General features: G+C 56.5%; 19 protein-coding genes. 16 read left to right on the top strand and 3 right to left on the bottom strand.

Annotated elements, in window-relative coordinates; all coding sequences use genetic code 11:
- Positions 1-82 precede the first annotated feature (82 nt).
- Complete coding sequence (gene ybfF, locus ACX8ZY_RS14400) at positions 83-847, bottom strand: esterase (protein WP_033766681.1); 765 nt, start codon at positions 845-847, stop codon at positions 83-85.
- A gap of 250 nt (positions 848-1097) precedes the next feature.
- Between ybfF and seqA the strand changes: the two genes are divergently transcribed.
- Positions 1098-1646, top strand: a complete 549-nt coding sequence (gene seqA / locus ACX8ZY_RS14395; protein WP_010260690.1) for a replication initiation negative regulator SeqA — start codon at positions 1098-1100, stop codon at positions 1644-1646.
- Between the two features lie 26 nt (positions 1647-1672).
- Positions 1673-3313, top strand: coding sequence for a phosphoglucomutase (alpha-D-glucose-1,6-bisphosphate-dependent) (gene pgm / locus ACX8ZY_RS14390; RefSeq protein WP_010260692.1), 1641 nt, complete (start codon positions 1673-1675; stop codon positions 3311-3313).
- A gap of 272 nt (positions 3314-3585) precedes the next feature.
- On the opposite strand, the gene kdpE is transcribed toward pgm, so the two are convergent.
- Positions 3586-4260 (bottom strand): two-component system response regulator KdpE, encoded by a 675-nt coding sequence (kdpE, locus tag ACX8ZY_RS14385; protein WP_010260694.1) that lies wholly within the window; start codon positions 4258-4260, stop codon positions 3586-3588.
- A gap of 257 nt (positions 4261-4517) precedes the next feature.
- Here kdpE and ACX8ZY_RS14380 point away from each other — a divergent pair, with 257 nt between their 5' ends.
- The 11 genes from ACX8ZY_RS14380 (at position 4518) to nei (ending at position 13746) form a co-directional block, all read left to right on the top strand.
- Positions 4518-4718 (top strand): DUF2517 family protein, encoded by a 201-nt coding sequence (locus ACX8ZY_RS14380; protein ID WP_064689947.1) that lies wholly within the window; start codon positions 4518-4520, stop codon positions 4716-4718.
- A 154-nt stretch (positions 4719-4872) separates the two neighbouring features.
- Positions 4873-5829, top strand: a complete 957-nt coding sequence (locus tag ACX8ZY_RS14375) for a YbgA family protein (RefSeq protein WP_022626045.1) — start codon at positions 4873-4875, stop codon at positions 5827-5829.
- 12 nt (positions 5830-5841) lie between these two features.
- Complete coding sequence (phrB, locus tag ACX8ZY_RS14370) at positions 5842-7266, top strand: deoxyribodipyrimidine photo-lyase (RefSeq protein WP_022626044.1); 1425 nt, start codon at positions 5842-5844, stop codon at positions 7264-7266.
- Between the two features lie 18 nt (positions 7267-7284).
- Positions 7285-8028, top strand: coding sequence for a type 2 GTP cyclohydrolase I (locus tag ACX8ZY_RS14365; RefSeq protein ID WP_010260703.1), 744 nt, complete (start codon positions 7285-7287; stop codon positions 8026-8028).
- A 159-nt stretch (positions 8029-8187) separates the two neighbouring features.
- Positions 8188-8844 carry a 5-oxoprolinase subunit PxpB gene (gene pxpB / locus ACX8ZY_RS14360; RefSeq protein WP_052270803.1) on the top strand — a complete coding sequence of 219 codons (657 nt, stop codon included), beginning with the start codon at positions 8188-8190 and terminating at the stop codon, positions 8842-8844.
- The gene (gene pxpC, locus ACX8ZY_RS14355; protein WP_010260710.1) at positions 8838-9767 is read left to right on the top strand and encodes a 5-oxoprolinase subunit PxpC; all 930 of its coding nucleotides are present in this window, start codon (positions 8838-8840) and stop codon (positions 9765-9767) included. Before pxpB ends, pxpC begins: the two co-directional genes overlap by 7 nt.
- A complete protein-coding gene (pxpA, locus tag ACX8ZY_RS14350) occupies positions 9757-10494 on the top strand; it encodes a 5-oxoprolinase subunit PxpA (RefSeq protein WP_045140672.1) in 738 nt (245 codons plus the stop codon). Before pxpC ends, pxpA begins: the two co-directional genes overlap by 11 nt.
- A 53-nt stretch (positions 10495-10547) precedes the next feature.
- A complete protein-coding gene (locus ACX8ZY_RS14345; RefSeq protein ID WP_010671295.1) occupies positions 10548-11276 on the top strand; it encodes a DUF969 domain-containing protein in 729 nt (242 codons plus the stop codon).
- Positions 11276-12292 carry a DUF979 domain-containing protein gene (locus ACX8ZY_RS14340; protein ID WP_031592206.1) on the top strand — a complete coding sequence of 339 codons (1017 nt, stop codon included), beginning with the start codon at positions 11276-11278 and terminating at the stop codon, positions 12290-12292. Before ACX8ZY_RS14345 ends, ACX8ZY_RS14340 begins: the two co-directional genes overlap by 1 nt.
- 6 nt (positions 12293-12298) lie before the next feature.
- Positions 12299-12946, top strand: coding sequence for a pyroglutamyl-peptidase I (gene pcp, locus ACX8ZY_RS14335; protein ID WP_421665053.1), 648 nt, complete (start codon positions 12299-12301; stop codon positions 12944-12946).
- An 11-nt stretch (positions 12947-12957) separates the two neighbouring features.
- Positions 12958-13746, top strand: a complete 789-nt coding sequence (nei, locus tag ACX8ZY_RS14330; protein ID WP_033766694.1) for an endonuclease VIII — start codon at positions 12958-12960, stop codon at positions 13744-13746.
- Between the two features lie 338 nt (positions 13747-14084).
- On the opposite strand, the gene ACX8ZY_RS14325 is transcribed toward nei, so the two are convergent.
- Positions 14085-15368, bottom strand: coding sequence for a citrate synthase (locus ACX8ZY_RS14325; protein ID WP_010260725.1), 1284 nt, complete (start codon positions 15366-15368; stop codon positions 14085-14087).
- A 633-nt stretch (positions 15369-16001) separates the two neighbouring features.
- On the opposite strand from ACX8ZY_RS14325, the gene sdhC reads away from it, so the two are divergent.
- Genes sdhC through sdhA form a run of 3 tightly spaced genes read left to right on the top strand, consistent with a single transcriptional unit; the run spans position 16002 to position 18499 of the window.
- Complete coding sequence (gene sdhC / locus ACX8ZY_RS14320) at positions 16002-16391, top strand: succinate dehydrogenase cytochrome b556 subunit (protein ID WP_029519433.1); 390 nt, start codon at positions 16002-16004, stop codon at positions 16389-16391.
- Positions 16385-16732, top strand: coding sequence for a succinate dehydrogenase membrane anchor subunit (gene sdhD / locus ACX8ZY_RS14315; protein ID WP_009091417.1), 348 nt, complete (start codon positions 16385-16387; stop codon positions 16730-16732). The genes sdhC and sdhD overlap by 7 nt, the downstream gene beginning before the upstream one ends.
- Positions 16733-18499 (top strand): succinate dehydrogenase flavoprotein subunit, encoded by a 1767-nt coding sequence (sdhA, locus tag ACX8ZY_RS14310; RefSeq protein ID WP_022626042.1) that lies wholly within the window; start codon positions 16733-16735, stop codon positions 18497-18499.

Below are 18499 nucleotides of genomic sequence, written 5' to 3'. Positions count from 1 at the left end.
CGCGGCAAAATTTTAGCGCGCCATCATACTTCACGCTTACGCCGGACGCCAATCCTAAACCTTTGCCGCCATCTATTTGCTTTTAAAGCGCAAAAAAGCGACGGACACTGCGCAAAACGGCATCGGGTTTCTCTGCATGAACCCAGTGTCCTGCGCCACCGATCACATGCGCCTGAGCGGCCGGGAACTGCTGCAGCAACGCATCGCGATAGCTGTTATCCAGGTAGCTGGAGTCGCCGCCGCGAATAAACAGCGCCGGGTGATTCCAGGCGGGAACCGGCTGCCAGCCAGAGATCGTGGTGTAGTTATCCCACAGCACCGGAACGTTGAAGCGCCACTCCCCCTCCTGGAAGGATTTCAGCAGGAACTGGATCACCCCTTCTTCCTCGATCAGCGTTCGCATGACCTTCGCCGCCTCGCTGCGGGATGAGACGCCCGCATCGGTGACGGCACGAATGCCGGCAAATATCTGGTCATGACGGCGCGTCTGGTAATCCACCGGGGCGATATCGATCATCACCAGGCGCTCAATGCGTTCCGGCACCAGCGCGCTCATGGTCATGGCGATTTTACCGCCCATCGAGTGTCCGATCACCGCGACGCGATCAATGCCATGTGCATCCAGTGTTTCGACCATATCCTGCGCCATTACAGCGTAGTTCATCTCGTCAGATCGTGGTGAAAGTCCGTGGTTGCGGACATCTACCTGCAGCAACGGACCGGCATCTTTCAGCCCGCGCGCCAGCACGCCAAGGTTATCGAGACTGCCAAACAGACCGTGAATAAGCAGGATGGGCAGAGAATCAGCAGGGGATTGTTCAGTTTGCAGACGGGCGTTCAAAATCATAGCAAAGTTCTTAAGTTTGAGACCTGAGCTTAGGTTATCATGGTTTCACCTTTTCAGGCGCGCCGGTTCCGGCGGCATTAGGACATATTCTGACTTTTGCCCGTAAACCGTTTGATTGCTAACAACCCGCCTGACTTTAACTTTATAATCCTGATGTTAGAACCCACACACCCTTTGAATTGCCTGACTATACTCAGAGCTTTTCAGGAAACAGGTGGTTCTGTCATGAGAAAGAACCGTACGGAATAAGATGAAAACGATCGAAGTTGACGAAGAGCTCTACCGTTATATTGCCAGCCACACGCAACACATTGGTGAAAGCGCATCCGACATTCTGCGTCGTATGCTGAAGTTCACGGCCGGTCAGACTGCACCCGCTTCGCCTGCACAGCCAGCCTCAAAAGATGCAGCGAAAGAGTCCCAGCCTGCGTCTGTGGGTTCGCGCCCGCAGGATCGTGTCCGCGCGGTGCGCGAGCTGCTGCTTTCCGATGAATATGCGGAGCAGAAGCGGGCGGTGAATCGCTTTATGCTTATCTTGTCAACGCTCTATCGTCTTGATACCGCAGCCTTTGCTGAAGCTACTGCATCTCTGCAGGGCCGCACCCGCGTCTATTTTGCAGGTGATGAGCATACGCTGTTGCAGAATGGCACCCATACTAAGCCGAAGCATGTGCCCGGCACGCCGTACTGGGTGATCACCAACACCAATACTGGTCGTAAATGCAGCATGATCGAACACATCATGCTCTCGATGCAGTTCCCTGCGGAACTGACCGAGAAAGTTTGCGGCACCATTTAAAACTTAAGCGTCAGGGAGCAGCGCCAATGGCCAATCACCCACGTGCCGGGCAACCCGCCCAGCAGAGCGATTTGATTAACGTTGCACAATTAACGTCACAATATTATGTCCTGCAGCCCGATGTGGCGAACCCGGAACATGCGGTGAAATTTGGCACTTCCGGCCATCGCGGCAGTGCAGGGCGTCAAAGCTTCAACGAGATGCACATTCTGGCGATCGCGCAGGCGATTGCCGAAGAGCGTAAAAAGAATGGTATCACCGGGCCTTGCTACGTCGGTAAAGACACCCATGCGCTGTCTGAACCCGCCATCCTGTCTGTTCTGGAAGTGCTGGCGGCAAACGGCGTTGATGTGATCGTGCAGCAGGATAATGGCTATACGCCGACCCCTGCGATCTCGAATGCGATTCTTGAGCACAACAAAGCGGGTGGCGCGCTGGCTGACGGCATCGTGATTACGCCGTCGCATAACCCACCGGAAGATGGCGGCATCAAGTACAACCCACCTAACGGCGGACCTGCTGATACCAACGTCACCAAAGTGGTTGAAGATCGTGCCAATCAGCTGATCAAAGATGGCCTGAAAGAGGTGAAACGTCTGCCGCTGGAGCAGGCGATGGCCAGCGGTCATGTGGTCGAGAAAGATCTGATCCAGCCTTATGTTGAAGGTCTGGCAGAGATTATCGACTTCCCGGCGATTCAGAAAGCAGGCCTGAAGCTGGGTGTGGATCCACTGGGTGGTTCCGGTATTGCTTACTGGCAGCGTATTGCTGAGCACTACAAGCTGGATCTGACGCTGGTGAATGACGCGGTCGATCAGACCTTCCGCTTTATGCATCTGGATAAAGATGGCGTGGTCCGCATGGACTGCTCGTCTGAAAGCGCAATGGCAGGCCTGCTGGCTTACCGTGACAAGTTCGATCTGGCGTTCGGCAACGATCCCGATTATGACCGTCACGGCATTGTGACCCCGGCGGGTCTGATGAATCCAAACCACTATCTGGCGGTGGCGATCAACTATCTGTTCCAGCACCGCCCACAGTGGGGTCAGGATGTTGCCGTGGGTAAAACCCTGGTCTCCAGCGCCATGATTGACCGTGTGGTCAACGACATTGGTCGCAAGCTGGTGGAAGTGCCGGTGGGTTTCAAATGGTTTGTTGATGGTCTGTATGACGGCAGCCTCGGTTTCGGTGGCGAAGAGAGCGCAGGCGCTTCATTCCTGCGTTTCGACGGTACGCCGTGGTCTACGGACAAAGATGGCATCATCATGTGTCTGCTGGCCGCTGAAATTACTGCCGTAACCGGTAAAAATCCGCAGCAGCACTATGACGAACTGGCAGCGCGCTTTGGCGCACCAAGCTACAACCGTCTGCAGGCATCAGCCACCTCAGCGCAGAAAGCCGCGCTGTCGAAGCTGTCACCGGAGATGGTCAGCGCTGATACGCTGGCGGGTGATCCTATCACCGCTCGTCTGACTGCCGCGCCAGGTAATGGTGCATCTATCGGCGGTCTGAAAGTGATGACGGAGAATGGCTGGTTTGCTGCCCGTCCTTCAGGCACCGAAGACGCTTACAAAATCTACTGTGAAAGCTTCCTGGGCGCTGAACACCGCGCGCAGATTGAGAAAGAAGCCGTTGAGATTGTCAGCGAAGTGCTGAAAAACGCCTGATTAGTCGGGCAGATAAAGAGGCGCATCGCGCGCCTCAGAGCTGCTGACAAACTCACATCAGGGTAAATCTGACCGCAACGGATTTATTTAACGCGCAGGGAACAGGGTCAGAAGAGGAAAGCGTCCCACGCCATGGATGGCGTGGGCCGAGCGTGTCATGGATGACGGCTTTTGCGTCTTTCCGATCTGACCCTGTTTCCTGAGCAAGCTCGGTCTCACAGCGAACCGGGCCAGAATTTGTTGACAGTCTCAGGCGCCTCTGGCGCCTTTTTTTATGGCATAAAGCGATAGCCGATCCCGGTTTCCGTCAGCAGATGAGCCGGTTGTGTCGGATTGGCTTCCAGCTTCTGGCGCAGATGTCCCATATAGATGCGCAGATAGTGGCTGTGCTCAACCGCATTGGGTCCCCAGACCTGGCTCAGCAACTGCCGCTGTGTCAGCACCTTACCGGCATTGTTAAGCAGAATACTCAACAGACGAAATTCAATCGGGGTAAGGTGAATCTCACTGCTGCCGCGCTGTACCCGTCGTGCGGCGAAATCGACGCTGACGTCGGCAAACGTCACTCTGGCATCCGGCTGCTGGCCACTATGACGACGCAGCGCAACCCGGACGCGCGCCAGCAGTTCGCCAATGCCAAAGGGTTTGGTCAGATAGTCATCTGCTCCCGCATCCAGTGCGGCGATCTTATCCTGCTCATCGCTGCGCGCTGACAGCACAATCACCGGTATGGCGCTCCACTGGCGCAGGTCACGAATGAAATCGGTGCCATCTCCATCCGGCAGACCCAGATCCAGGATCACTAAGTCCGGCTTGCGGGTCGCCGCTTCAATCAGTCCGCGTTGCAGTGTATCGGCATCAAACACCTTAAGGGCTTCATTTTCCAGCGCCAGCCGGACAAAGCGCCGGATCTCTTTTTCATCTTCAACGATCAAAACCGTGGTCACGCAATACCTGCCTTAAGTGGGGACCGAAGCGCTACTTTATCAACATTTTATGCTGGCGTCCGCGACCATAATCTGTCGGCCCTTTCAACGCTAACGCAACCAGGCGGTAACCTTTTTGTAACTTAATTACAGGTTAATTCTTAAACAGCAAAAATAGCGGTAAATAAGTGGTCAGATGAGTAGTAAAATTACACAACCTGGCGTAAAGTTGAACACAGATCACATTCACACTATTTCACTTACCGGGAGGAGAAACCATGTATCGGGCTTATCCACGTTATAAAATTATTGCGCGACGTACGCTGGTGGTTCTTCTCGGCGTACTGGCGCTTCCTGTTATGCTGTTTCGACAGGATCGGGCACGTTTCTACAGCTATCTGCACCGCGTCTGGTGTAAGACCAGCGCCAAGCCGGTCTGGCTGGCGCAGGCTGAAGCGAGTGGTAGCGCGTTCTGGTGATTTCCCCTGCCGCAAAACAGGCCTGGTCAACTGACCGGGCTTTTTTTTGCATTTTTTCTGAGAATAAGCGATCCGGAATCCCGTTTTAACCCTTTATTCCTGACCATTTTACGCTACACTTAAACCTCTACAAGATTTCGGAGGTTGTACAAGTATGAGCAAAAAAATCCCCGTTGGAATCAGTGCATGCCTGCTCGGCGACCGCGTCAGATTTGATGGTGGGCATAAGCGTCTTACTTTTGCGACCGACGATCTCACCCCATTTGTCCGTTTTGAGCCCATCTGCCCTGAGATGGCGATTGGTCTGCCAACGCCGCGCCCGGCATTGCGTCTGGTGAAGCAGGGCGATGATGAGCTGCATCTCTGCTTCAGCAAAGATGGCGGAGAAGAGGTTACGACGCAGATGCGTGACTGGTCTGCTGAGCGGGTAAAATCGCTGCATCACCTCTGTGGCTATATCCTCTGCGCCAAATCACCCAGTTGTGGCATGGAGCGGGTGCGGGTCTATGAGCCCGATAACAACAATAACCGCAAAGCAGGCACCGGTATTTTTACTGAATTCCTGCAGCGCGAGATGCCCTGGCTGCCGCTGGAAGAAGATGGTCGTCTGCACGATCCCGCCCTGCGTGAGAACTTTATCGGTCGTGTCTGCGCGCTGCATGAATTTAATCAGATGTGGGAAAACGGCCTGACCCGGCAGGGGCTGATCGCCTTCCACAGCCGCTATAAACTGATGATGCTGGCGCATTCGCAGGAGAAATACCGCGAGCTGGGACCCTTTGTCGCCTCCATGAGCCAGTGGGAGTCGCTGGACGCCTTTGCCTTTGAGTACCGCAATCGCATGATGGAACTGATGTCACGTCCCGCCTCACGTCGCAATCACACCAATGTGCTGATGCATGTGCAGGGCTACTTCCGCACGCACCTGAGTTCACCGCAGCGCCAGGAACTGGCAACGCTGATTGACCGCTATCGTCAGGGCACACAACCGCTGCTGGTGCCGATTACCATTCTCAAACACTACATGGCGGAGTACCCGCACCCGTGGCTGGCCCAGCAACGCTATTTCGATCCCTATCCCGAAGCCTTGTGCTTACGCTACGGACAGTAATACAGGAGGAGTATGACCACCCATCTGGTCTGGCTGCGTAACGATTTACGCGTCAATGACAATCTGGCGCTGCACGCCGCCTGCCGCGACAGCGATGCAAAAGTGATTGCGCTCTACCTTGCCACGCCAGCACAGTGGCAGCAGCATGACATGTCACCGAAGCAGGCGGCGTTTATCCACGCCAGTCTGTTGCAGGTGCAGCGTGCGCTGGCGGAGCGGGGCATTGAACTGCACTACCAGGCGTGTCACGCCTTCAGCGACAGTATTGATGCGCTGCTGCAGTTCTGCGCTAAGCAGCAGGTCGATCAGCTCTTCTACAATTACCAGTATGAAGTTAATGAACGCCAGCGCGATGCGGAGGCTGAAAAGCGTCTCGACGACGCGGGCGTGATTTGCCAGGGCTTTGATGACAGCCTGTTGCTGCCGCCCGGCAGTGTGCAGAGCGGCGATCGCTCGATGTATAAGGTGTTTACCCCGTTCAGCAAAGCCTTTGTCCGCCGCTTGCAGCAGGGGCTGCCTGAGTGCGTGCCTGCGCCGAAAGCGCGCGAAGGCGCACCCCTAAAAGCCTCCCCGATTCCCGCCTTTGACTATCCAACCGAAGACTTTGATCAGGATCTGTTTCCGCCAGGCGAAGCGGCGGCATTGAAGCGGTTGCGCCATTTCGCCACGCAACCGGTTATCGACTATCCCGCTAAGCGCGACCTTCCGGCGCTGGACGCCACCAGCCGTCTGTCGGTTTATCTGGCGACCGGCGTACTGTCGCCACGTCAGTGCCTGCATCGCGTGCTGCATGAACATCCCGATGCGCTGGACAACAGCCGCGCGTTCACCTGGCTGAACGAGCTGATCTGGCGTGAATTCTACCGTCATCTGCTGGTTGCCTGGCCGGCGCTGTGCCGACACAAGCCGTTTATCGACTGGACGCGTAATGTTGAATGGCAGCGTAACGATGCACATTTCGACGCGTGGAAAGCGGGTAAAACCGGCTATCCGATTGTCGATGCCGCAATGCGTCAGATGAAGGCGCTGGGCTGGATGCACAACCGCTTACGGATGATCACCGCCAGTTTCCTGGTCAAAGATCTGCTGATCGACTGGCGTGAAGGTGAACGCTATTTCATGCAGCAGCTGATTGATGGTGACCTGGCTGCGAACAACGGCGGCTGGCAGTGGGCGGCCTCGACCGGCACGGACGCGGCGCCTTATTTCCGCATCTTTAACCCGACCACGCAGGGCGAGCGCTTCGATGAGAAGGGGGATTTTATCCGTCACTATCTGCCTGAACTGGCCGGGGTCCCTGACAGTGATATTCACCAGCCCCATGTCTGGGCGGAGAAGCATCATAAGAAACTCGATTATCCGGCACCAATCGTGGATCATAAGGTGGCACGTAAAAAGACATTAGACGCCTTTGAGCGCGCCAAGAGCGCAGCCTGAGGCCTCGAAGGAGCCTGAATGAACCATTACGAATTAGAGACGCTGATCAATCAGCAACTTGATAGCCACAGTTTCAGCGATTACGCCCCCAACGGTTTGCAGGTTGAGGGACGCAGCGAGATCAAAACGATTATCACCGGCGTCACTGCCTGTCAGGCGCTGCTGGATGAGGCGGTGGCGCGTCAGGCCGATGCGATTATTGTCCATCATGGCTATTTCTGGAAAAGTGAACCGGCCGCGATTAAAGGTATGAAGCGCCGTCGTCTGCGGACCCTGCTGGCCAACGATATCAATCTCTATGGCTGGCACCTGCCGCTCGACGCGCATCCTGAATTAGGCAACAACGCCCAACTGGCGAAACTGCTGGATATCGAAGTGCGCGGCGAAGTGATGCCGCTGGTGTTCTGGGGTGAGCTGGCTGAGCCCCTGTCCGGCGAACAGCTGGCCCGCCGAATCGGTGAGAGGCTGGGACGTGAACCCCTGCATTGTGGTGACAACGCGCCAGCGCTGATCCGTCGTATTGCCTGGTGCAGCGGGGGCGGGCAGGGCTTTATCGACCAGGCCGCGGCGGCGGGCGTCGATGCCTTTATCACCGGTGAAGTCTCTGAGCAGACTATTCACAGCGCGCGTGAGCAGGGGCTGCATTTCTTTGCCGCAGGCCATCACGCCACCGAGCGCGGCGGCGTAAAAGCGCTGGGCGACTGGCTGGCGCAACACCACGATCTTGATGTGACCTTCATCGATATCCCTAATCCTGCCTGACACTCTCCCTTGTCCTGCGCGCCTGCGCAGGACCTAAATCTGTTGACACATCCCTGTCACTTTCGCATAACTGTTTGCTTTACGTAGATAAGCAATGGGCTGCACCGGGCATCCGGTCAGGTCGGCCAGGCGCGATCTCAACTGAGCGGGAGGTAGCTGTTGCAACGAGCACGGTGTTATTTATTGGGTGAACGCGCTGTCGTGCTGGAGCTGGAACCGCCGGTCTCACTGGAGAGCCAGCAACGAATCTGGGGACTGAATCAGCGACTGCACGACTATGCCAGCGTGCTGGAGGTGATCCCCGGCATGAACAACATCACCCTGATCCTGCGTGATCCCCAGCAGAGCGCGCTGGACGCAATAGAGCGGCTTCAGCGCTGGTGGGAAGAGAGTGAAGCGCAGTTGCCGGAGTCGCGTCAGGTGGAGATCCCGGTGATCTATGGCGGCGAGTCTGGCCCCGATCTGACGGTGGTGGCGGAACACGCCGCGCTGACGCCCCGTCAGGTGGTTGAGCTGCACAGCAGCAGCGACTATGTGGTCTTTTTTATCGGCTTTCAGCCCGGTTTTCCCTATCTGGGCGGACTGGATCAGCGCCTGCACATCCCGCGGCGTGCTGAGCCCAGGGTTGCAGTGCCCGCCGGCTCGGTGGGCATCGGCGGCAGCCAGACCGGCGTCTATCCGCTGGCTTCGCCCGGCGGCTGGCAGTTGATTGGCCAGACGCGCACCGCGCTGTTTGATCCCCTGCAGCAACCGCCCACGCTGCTCCGTCCCGGTGACAGGGTTCGCTTTGTGCCGCAACAGGAGGGCGTATGTTAAACATTCTGCGAGCCGGCCTGGCCGCGACTATTCAGGATGCGGGCCGTTACGGCTGGCGTCAGTATGGCATCAGCCCTGGCGGTGTGCTGGATCATCCCGCGATGTTCACCGCCAATGTGCTGGTGGGCAATGATCCCGACAGCGCGGTGCTGGAGATGGTGCTCGGCCAGTTCAAAGCGGAGTTTACCCGCGATGGCTGGTTTGCGCTGACCGGCGCAGGCTGCCATGCGGAGCTTGACGGCCAGCCGGTCTGGACGGGCTGGCGCACGCCGGTGAAACGGGGGCAGCTCCTGTCACTGGCGATGCCGCAGCGCGGCATGCGCAGCTATCTGGCAGTGCAGGGCGGTTTTGATATCCCCGCGATGCTCGGCTCTGCCAGCACCGATCTAAAAGCAAAATTTGGCGGCTTTCAGGGGCGAACCTTGCAGGATGGCGATCAGCTCCCGCTGGGTAAACCGACCCGCACGTTTGACCGTAAAGTCGGGGTGCGGCAACTGCTATGGGGCAACCGCATCCGCGCACTACCTGGCCCGGAGTATCACGAGTTCAGCCGCGAAGCGCAGCAGGCGTTCTGGCGTACCGCATGGAAACTCAGCCCGCAAAGTAACCGGATGGGATACCGGCTTGAGGGACGCAAGCTTGAGCGCGAAAGTCCGCGCGAGTTGCTGTCACACGGCGTGATGCCGGGTGTGATTCAGGTGCCGCCGAACGGACAGCCTATCGTGCTGATGGCGGATGCCCAGACCACCGGCGGCTATCCGCGCATCGCCTCGGTTATCGAAGCCGATCTCTATCACCTGGCGCAAATCCGGCTGGGTGAGCCGATTCACTTTATTCACTGCACCCTGCCAGAAGCGATGCTGGCACGTCAGCATCAGCAACGCGCCCTGGACCAGATGAAGTGGGGACTCAATGAAAATTGATTTAAACGCCGACCTGGGCGAGGGCTGCGCCAGCGATCAGGCGCTGCTGAAGCTGGTGAGTTCCGCCAACATCGCCTGTGGCTTTCACGCAGGTGATGCGCAGACCATGCTGCAGTCGGTGCGCTGGGCACAGGCATCCGGCGTCGCAATTGGTGCACATCCCGCTTTTCCCGATCGGGAGAACTTTGGCCGCAGCGCCATGCAGCTGCCGCCGGAAACGGTCTACGCCCAGATGATCTACCAGATTGGTGCGCTGAAAAGTCTGGCGGAAAGCGAAGGTGCGCGGCTGCTTCATGTTAAACCGCACGGCATGCTCTACAACCAGGCTGCGGCCGATCCGGTGCTGGCGGACGCCATTGCCCGCGCCATCAGGGCTGTCGACAGCCAGCTGATTGTGGTGGGACTGGCTAACAGCGAATCGATTCGCGCGGCGGCGCACTACGGCCTACGTACGCGGGAAGAGGTGTTCGCCGACCGTGGCTATCTCAGTAGCGGTGCGCTGGTGCCGCGCAGCGAGCCGGGCGCGCTGATTGAAGATGAACAGCTGGCTATCAGTCAGACGCTGACGATGGTGCAGCAGGGCAAAGTCAAAAGTATCACCGGAGAATGGGTAGCGGTGAATGCACAGACCGTCTGCTTACATGGCGACGGCGCGCACGCCCTGCAATTTGCACAGCGGTTGCGTGATGCGTTTGCCGATCAGCAGATTCGTGTCACCAGCAACTGAACAACCACACTTAGCCCGGCGTATGCCGGGTTTTTCAACTCTGAGGGAAATCCATGGATAGTGCAGTAAATCTCTGGCCATTACTGGGCATCGCCGCCATCGTCGTCGGCTTCCTGTTACGGTTCAATCCGGTGCTGGTGGTGATTGTCGCCGGGTTTGTGACCGGTCTGGCCGCGATGATGCCGCTGGCGGACATTCTGGAAAAGCTCGGGGCAGGTTTTCTCAACACCCGCAACCTGCCGCTGATCCTGCTGCTGCCGCTGGCGGTCATTGGCCTGCTGGAGCGTCACGGACTGAAAGAGCGGGCGCAGGCGTGGATTGCACAGATCAAAACGGCAACCGCCGGACGGCTGCTGATCGTCTACCTGTTTGTGCGCGAAATCACCGCCGCGCTGGGGTTAACCAGTCTCGGCGGACATCCGCAGATGGTGCGTCCGTTGCTGGCACCGATGGCGGAAGGCGCAACTGAAAGCCGCTATGGCGAGATCTCACCTGAGCTGCGCCATCGGCTGCGCGCGATGTCAGCGGCGACCGATAATGTCGGCCTCTTCTTTGGTGAGGATATCTTCGTGGCGTTTGGCGCGATTATCTTTATGCACAACTTTATGCAGGAGTCAGCCGGGATTCAGACCGAACCGCTGCACATCGCCTTATGGGGCATTCCGACTGCCGTCGCCGCGTTCCTGATCCACTCGGCACGTCTGGTGCGGCTGGATCGGCAACTGGCGCGAGAGCTGCAGCAGCTGAACCGTCAGGCGCTGAAAGCCAAAGGAGGTGAGTAATGTTCCAGCAACAATATCTGATGTGGCTGGCGGGCATTATCCTGCTGGTGGTGGCGGTGCTTTCCTGGCGTGACAGCGCGAATCCGCGTCGTTTTACCACCGGACTGTTCTGGGCTTTGTATGGCCTGGTTTTTCTGGTCGGTGACTGGACGACACAACTGATGAGCGCCTGGATGGGGTCAGATGCGGCGGGCACCCGTATGCTGCACATCGGCATCGGTGTCATTGTGGTGGTGATGGCGCTGATTGCCGGGTTTGGCGGTGTCAGGCTGGGTCGCTATCATCAGCGCAGCGATGAAGAGAAACAGGCCAGTGCGCTGCGTCTGCGCAATAAACTGTTTCTGCCTGCACTGTCGATTCCGGTCGTGACCGTGGTCGGTGTGCTGGCGTTTAACCATATTCCCGGTTTGCAGGATGCGGTGTTCGGCCCCGGTAACCACGCCACGCTGGTGACGCTGTTTTCAATGATGGTCGGCTGTGTGATTGGCTGGCTGGTGGCGTTAAAACTGACCCACGAGAAACCGGTGCAGTCGATGCAGGAGACCCGTCGCCTGCTGGATTCGATTGGCTGGGCCTTTATCCTGCCGCAGATCCTTGCCACCCTGGGGCTGCTGTTTACCAGCGCAGGCGTGGGCAGTGCGATTTCGCATCTGACAGAAACCTGGCTGGCGGTAGATAATCGCTTTGTCGCGGTCACCGTCTATGCCGTCGGGATGGCGCTGTTAACCATGATCATGGGTAATGCTTTTGCGGCGTTTCCGATAATCACCGCAGGCGTCGGCATCCCGATTCTGGTGTTGCAGCACGGCGGAAACCCGGCAGTGATGGCGGCAATTGGTATGTTCTCCGGCTACTGCGGTACGCTGATGACGCCGATGGCGGCCAACTTCAATATCGTCCCGGCAGCGCTGCTGGAACTGCCCGATCGTAACGCGGTGATCAAGGCTCAGATTCCGACCGGTGTGCTACTGTTAATCGTTAATATTTTCCTGCTCTATTTCCTGATGTTCCTGTGAGGTTGCATGAAAACTGTCCTGATGACCGCCTTTGAACCTTTTGGCGGTGAAACGATTAACCCTTCATGGGAAGCGGTGCGCGCGCTGGAAGGCAAACAGATTAGCGGGGCGACGATAGTGATCCGCCAGTTGCCGGTGGTATTCAGCGACGTACTCAGGGTGCTGAATCAGGCGCTGGAAGAGGTGAAACCGGATGCGATTCTGTCGGTGGGGCAGGCGGGCGGGCGAAGCGACATTACCGTTGAACGTATTGGTATTAATGTCGATGACGCCCGTATCCCGGACAACGCTGGTCATCAGCCGGTAGATGAGCCCGTTGTAGCAGGTGGCCCGGCAGCCTATTTTTCCCGTCTGCCCATCAAAGCGATTGTGGCGGCGGTGCGGGAAGCGGGGATCCCCGCTTCAGTGTCGCAAACGGCGGGCACCTTTACCTGTAACCGCGTAATGTACGGCCTGCTGCACTGGCTTGAGCAGCATGACAGTCCGGTGCGGGGAGGCTTTATCCATATTCCTTATCTGCCTGAACAGGCGGCGCAGCATCCGGGCGCACCGAGCATGGCGCTGGCGTCCATTATTCAGTCGCTGGAAATTGCGGTAAAGGTCACGCTGGAGACCGGCGAGGATATCAGACAGGCTGGCGGCGCCACCCATTAAGAGGATGAACGATGCCTGAAGGACCGGAAATTCGTCGCGTGGCGGATAAACTTGAAGACGCCATTGTGGGTCAGCCGTTAACGGAAGCGTGGTTCGCGTTTCCTCAGCTCAAAACCTATGAACCGGCATTGATTGGTGAGCAGGTTCAGGCGATTGAGACGCGGGGCAAAGCGCTGCTGACTCATTTCAGCAATGGCCTGACGCTCTACAGTCATAACCAGCTGTATGGTGTCTGGCGCATTGTAAAACCCGATACCGAACTGAATTCCACCCGTCAGTTGCGGGTGCGACTGGCGACGGCGGGCAAAGCGATTCTGCTCTACAGCGCCTCTGATATTGAGCTGCTCAACGCAGATACGCTGGCGGCGCATCCGTTTCTTAATCGTATCGGGCCGGATGTGCTGAACAGTGCGCTGACAGTGGAAGAGGTGAAAGAGCGGCTGCTGTCACCCCGTTTCCGGCGGCGGCAGTTCAGTGGTCTGTTGCTGGATCAGGCTTTTCTGGCCGGGCTGGGAAACTATCTGCGCGCCGAAATTCTGTGGCTGGCGCAGCTGCTGCCAAATCATCGGGCGCAGGATCTCAGTAACGATCAGCTGACTGCTTTCAGCGAAGCGCTGCTTTCAGTGCCGCGCCATGCCTATCGGATGCGTGGAACCATGAAGAAATATCATGAGGAAGCGGCGTTTCAGTTTGAGGTTTTTCATCGGCAGGGCAAAAAATGCCGACGCTGCGGCACGGTGATTGAGAAGGGCACGCTCTCATCACGGCCTTTTTACTGGTGTCCGGGTTGTCAGAGATAGGCACTTGAAGAAAGCAAAAGCGGGGTAGTGTAGTTCTGGTCTGCGGTGAGATCGAGCCTGCTCAGGAAACACGGTCAGATCGGAAAGACGCAAAAGCCGTCATCCCTGACCTGCTCGGCCCGCGCGATTACGCACCTCATCCTTGAGGTGCGCCCGTAAACGGGCCAACGCTTTGCGTTGTTCAAAAGCGCTCCCGGCGCTTTTGTCCCTGGCGCGGGACGCTTTCCTCTTCTGACCGTGTTCCCTGCGCGTTAAACTTCTTCATTGCTGCCAGATGCGCCCTTATGTGGGCTTCTCAACTGGCTGAGCGGAGATCCCTCTCCGCTATCCACTGAACCTTACTTTTTCAACTGTGAGCTGAATTCGCGCTCGGTATAACCGGTGTAGAGCTGACGTGGACGGGCAATCTTCATGCCTTCGTCGTGCATCTCTTTCCAGTGTGCAATCCAGCCAACAGTACGGGCCATCGCGAAGATCACCGTAAACATGGAGGATGGAATACCCATCGCTTTCAGAATGATACCGGAGTAGAAGTCCACGTTTGGATAGAGTTTACGCTCGATGAAGTACGGGTCGTTCAGCGCAATGTGTTCCAGCTCCATCGCCACTTCCAGCAGGTCATCCTTCATACCCAGCTCATTCAGGACTTCATGGCAGGTATCGCGCATCACGGTCGCGCGTGGATCGTAGTTTTTGTAAACGCGGTGACCAAAGCCCATCAGACGGAAGGAGTCATTTTTGTCTTTGGCGCGTTTAACAAATTCCGGAATATGCTCAACGGTGCTGATCTCTTCCAGCATACGCAGGGTCGCTTCGTTGGCACCACCGTGCGCCGGTCCCCACAGGGAGGCGATCCCGGCGGCGATACAGGCAAACGGATTCGCGCCGCTTGAACCAGCGGTACGAACGGTAGAGGTTGAGGCGTTCTGCTCATGGTCAGCATGCAGGATCAGGATGCGGTCCATGGCGCGTTCCAGCACCGGATTCACTTTGTACTCTTCGCACGGCGTGGCAAACATCATGTGCAGGAAGTTACCCGCATAGGAGAGATCGTTGCGCGGATAGACAAACGGCTGGCCGATAGAATATTTGTAACACATCGCTGCCATGGTCGGCATTTTAGAAAGCAGACGGAATGCTGCGATTTCGCGGTGGCGCTCAATGTTTACATCCAGCGAATCGTGGTAAAACGCAGCCAGTGCACCAGTGACACCGCACATTACCGCCATCGGATGCGAATCGCGACGGAAGCCGTGGAACAGGCGGGTAATCTGCTCATGAATCATGGTGTGGCGGGTAACCGTGGTACGGAACTCATCAAACTGTTTCTGGTTTGGTGCTTCGCCGTTCAGCAGGATGTAGCAGACTTCCAGATAGTTAGAGTGGGTCGCCAGCTCAGAAATAGGGAAACCACGGTGCAGCAGGATACCTTCATCCCCATCGATAAAGGTGATTGCAGATTCGCAGGACGCGGTAGACGTAAAACCGGGATCGAAGGTGAACAGGCCACTTGAACCCAGAGTGCGGACATCAACGACATCCTGGCCCAGCGTACCTTTCAGCACGTCCAGTTCAATAGATGTTCCATCTTGCAGGGTTAGCGTTACTTTTTTATCTGTCATTTTCGTCTCCATAGCGCCTTATGTGGGTAAGGATCTTTAGACACCTGAAACGCGTTCATGTTGCGGTTGGCAAAACTACACAGTATCACTCTGCGGGGATAAAACGGGTGCAGGGTACAGAGTGAGCGGCGCGTTCCCAGCGGGAACCGGTGAGCCATGGACATGCTGCATATCGCGGTTGTTAAAGATCCGGTCAGGACATAACTTCTTGGTAACCAATAACCTGATGCTTTTTAATGCTCATTATCGCAATGTTACATAACTTGCGCTTAGGGGAAAGTGTATCCCCATAACTTTTGCGCATCATAGGAATTTACAGGCTTAGTTTGTAACTGAATTGTTGAACTATTGTCAAATCAGATAATTAAAATTGTATCAATTGTGAAAATCGTGAGTAGGATCACTGTTCCACCTAAAATATACCAAAGAGTTTGTAGGGGAATTGTAATCAGAATGTGATCCTCCTATACTCCAGGCAGGTCTCCGGAACACCCTGACACCAGGAGCCACCCAGCGTTTACTACCGCGTCAATTAACACTGGATGTTGCTTTTTTGGTGACGGTTAAAGTCTGCCACGCGTTGTGATTAGACTCCGCCTCAGGTCCGGAGGAAGCAAAATAAAAAAGAGCTGTGTGGGCAAAACCGTGAAAAAACAAAGACCTGTCAACTTGGATCTCTCGACGATCCGGTTTCCCGTTACTGCAATATCGTCCATTCTTCACCGCGTCTCCGGCGTAATCACATTGGTTGCCATTGGCATCCTGCTGTGGCTGCTCGGTCTCTCTCTCTCCTCTCCTGAAGGTTTCCAGCACGCTGCGTCCATCATGGATGGCTTCTTCGCGAAGTTCATTATGTGGGGCATCTTAACGGCGCTGGCCTATCACGCGGTGAGCGGGATTCGTCATATGTTGATGGATTTTGGTTATCTGGCCGAAACGCTGCAGGTTGGTAAGCGTTCCGCTCATATGACTTTTGTGATCACTGTCGTGCTGGCAATTCTGGCGGGAGTCCTCGTATGGTAAGCAATGCATCCGCATTGGGTCGCAACGGCATTCAGGACTGGCTGCTGCTGCGGGCAACTGCAATTCTCATAACGCTCTACATCGTCTATATCCTCGGTTTCGTGGTGATGACAGACACGCTGACTTATGACCTGTGGCGTGGCTTCTTCGCTTCCGCATTCACCAAAGTGTTCACGCTGCTGACGCTGTTCTCCATTCTGATCCACGGCTGGATTGGCATGTGGCAGGTGTTAACAGACTACGTTAAATCACTGCCAACCCGCTTGTTGTTGCAGTTTGTGATTGTCGTGGCGCTGTTGTGGTATGCGATTTATGGATTTGTTGTGGTGTGGGGTGTGTAAATGAGTTTGCCAATCAGAGAGTTCGATGCCGTGGTAATCGGCGCAGGTGGCGCAGGAATGCGAGCCGCACTGCAAATCTCCCAGGGCGGCCAGAGCTGTGCCCTGTTATCTAAAGTTTTCCCGACCCGTTCCCACACCGTATCTGCGCAGGGCGGTATTACCGTTGCGCTGGGTAATACCCATGAAGATAACTGGGAATGGCACATGTACGACACCGTCAAAGGTTCCGACTACATCGGTGACCAGGACGCGATTGAATATATGTGTAAAACCGGCCCGGAAGCGATTCTGGAACTGGAACACATGGGTTTACCTTTCTCGCGTCTGGAAGATGGTCGTGTCTATCAGCGTCCGTTTGGTGGCCAGTCAAAGAATTTCGGTGGCGAGCAGGCGGCGCGTACGGCGGCTGCGGCTGACCGTACCGGTCACGCATTGCTGCACACCCTTTATCAGCAGAACCTGAAAAACAAAACCACTATCTTCTCTGAGTGGTATGCACTGGATCTGGTGAAAAACGCCGATGGCGCAGTCGTGGGTTGTACCGCTATCTGCATCGAAACCGGCGAAACCGTTTATTTCAAAGCGAAAGCGACCATTCTGGCCACCGGCGGCGCGGGCCGTATCTATCAGTCCACCACCAATGCACACATCAACACCGGTGACGGCGTAGGTATGGCACTGCGTGCGGGCGTACCGGTGCAGGATATGGAGATGTGGCAGTTCCACCCAACCGGTATCGCCGGTGCGGGCGTGCTGGTCACCGAGGGCTGCCGTGGTGAAGGCGGCTATCTGCTGAACAAACATGGCGAACGCTTCATGGAGCGTTATGCGCCGAACGCCAAAGATCTGGCGGGCCGCGACGTGGTGGCGCGCTCAATGATGATTGAAATCCGTGAAGGTCGCGGCTGTGATGGCCCGTGGGGTCCACATCTCAAACTGAAACTGGATCATCTGGGTAAAGAGGTGCTTGAGTCACGTCTGCCTGGCATCCTTGAGCTGTCACGCACCTTTGCGCACGCCGATCCGATTAAAGAGCCGATTCCGGTCATTCCGACCTGCCACTACATGATGGGCGGTATTCCGACCAAAGTGACCGGCCAGGCACTGCGCGTCAATGAGCAGGGCGAAGATGTAGTGATTCCAGGCCTGTTCGCCGTCGGTGAAATCGCCTGCGTATCGGTGCATGGTGCCAACCGTCTGGGCGGTAACTCACTGCTCGACCTGGTTGTCTTTGGCCGTGCAGCGGGTCTGCATCTGCTGGCGAGTATTCAGGAGCAGGGCGACCTGCGTGATGCCACAGAAGATGAGATCGCCGGGGCGATGGCGCGTTTCAACCGCTGGGAAAATAACACCACGGGTGAAGATCCGGTTGAGATTCGTAAAGCGCTGCAACGCTGCATGCAGAATAACTTCTCGGTATTCCGTGAAGGCGAAGCGATGGCACAGGGTCTGGAAGAGCTGAAAGAGATTCGCCAGCGCCTGAAGTCAGCGCGTCTGGATGACCGCTCACCGGATTTCAACACCCAGCGTATTGAGTGTCTGGAGCTGGATAACCTGATGGAGACGGCCTTTGCCACGGCGGTAGCGGCTAACTATCGCACCGAAAGCCGCGGTGCGCACAGTCGCTTCGACTTCCCGGATCGTGATGATGAAAACTGGCTGTGCCACAGTCTTTATGTCCCGGAAACCGAAAGCATGACGCGCCGTGAGGTGAACATGCAGCCGAAACTGCGCGCGGCCTTCCCGCCGAAAGTGCGTACCTACTAA

The sequence above is a fragment of the Pantoea sp. XAF26B01_ASV70 genome, from assembly GCF_054512635.1.
The sequence above is the reverse complement of the archived record's forward strand: the minus strand, read 5'-3'. Positions and strand labels throughout refer to the sequence as shown.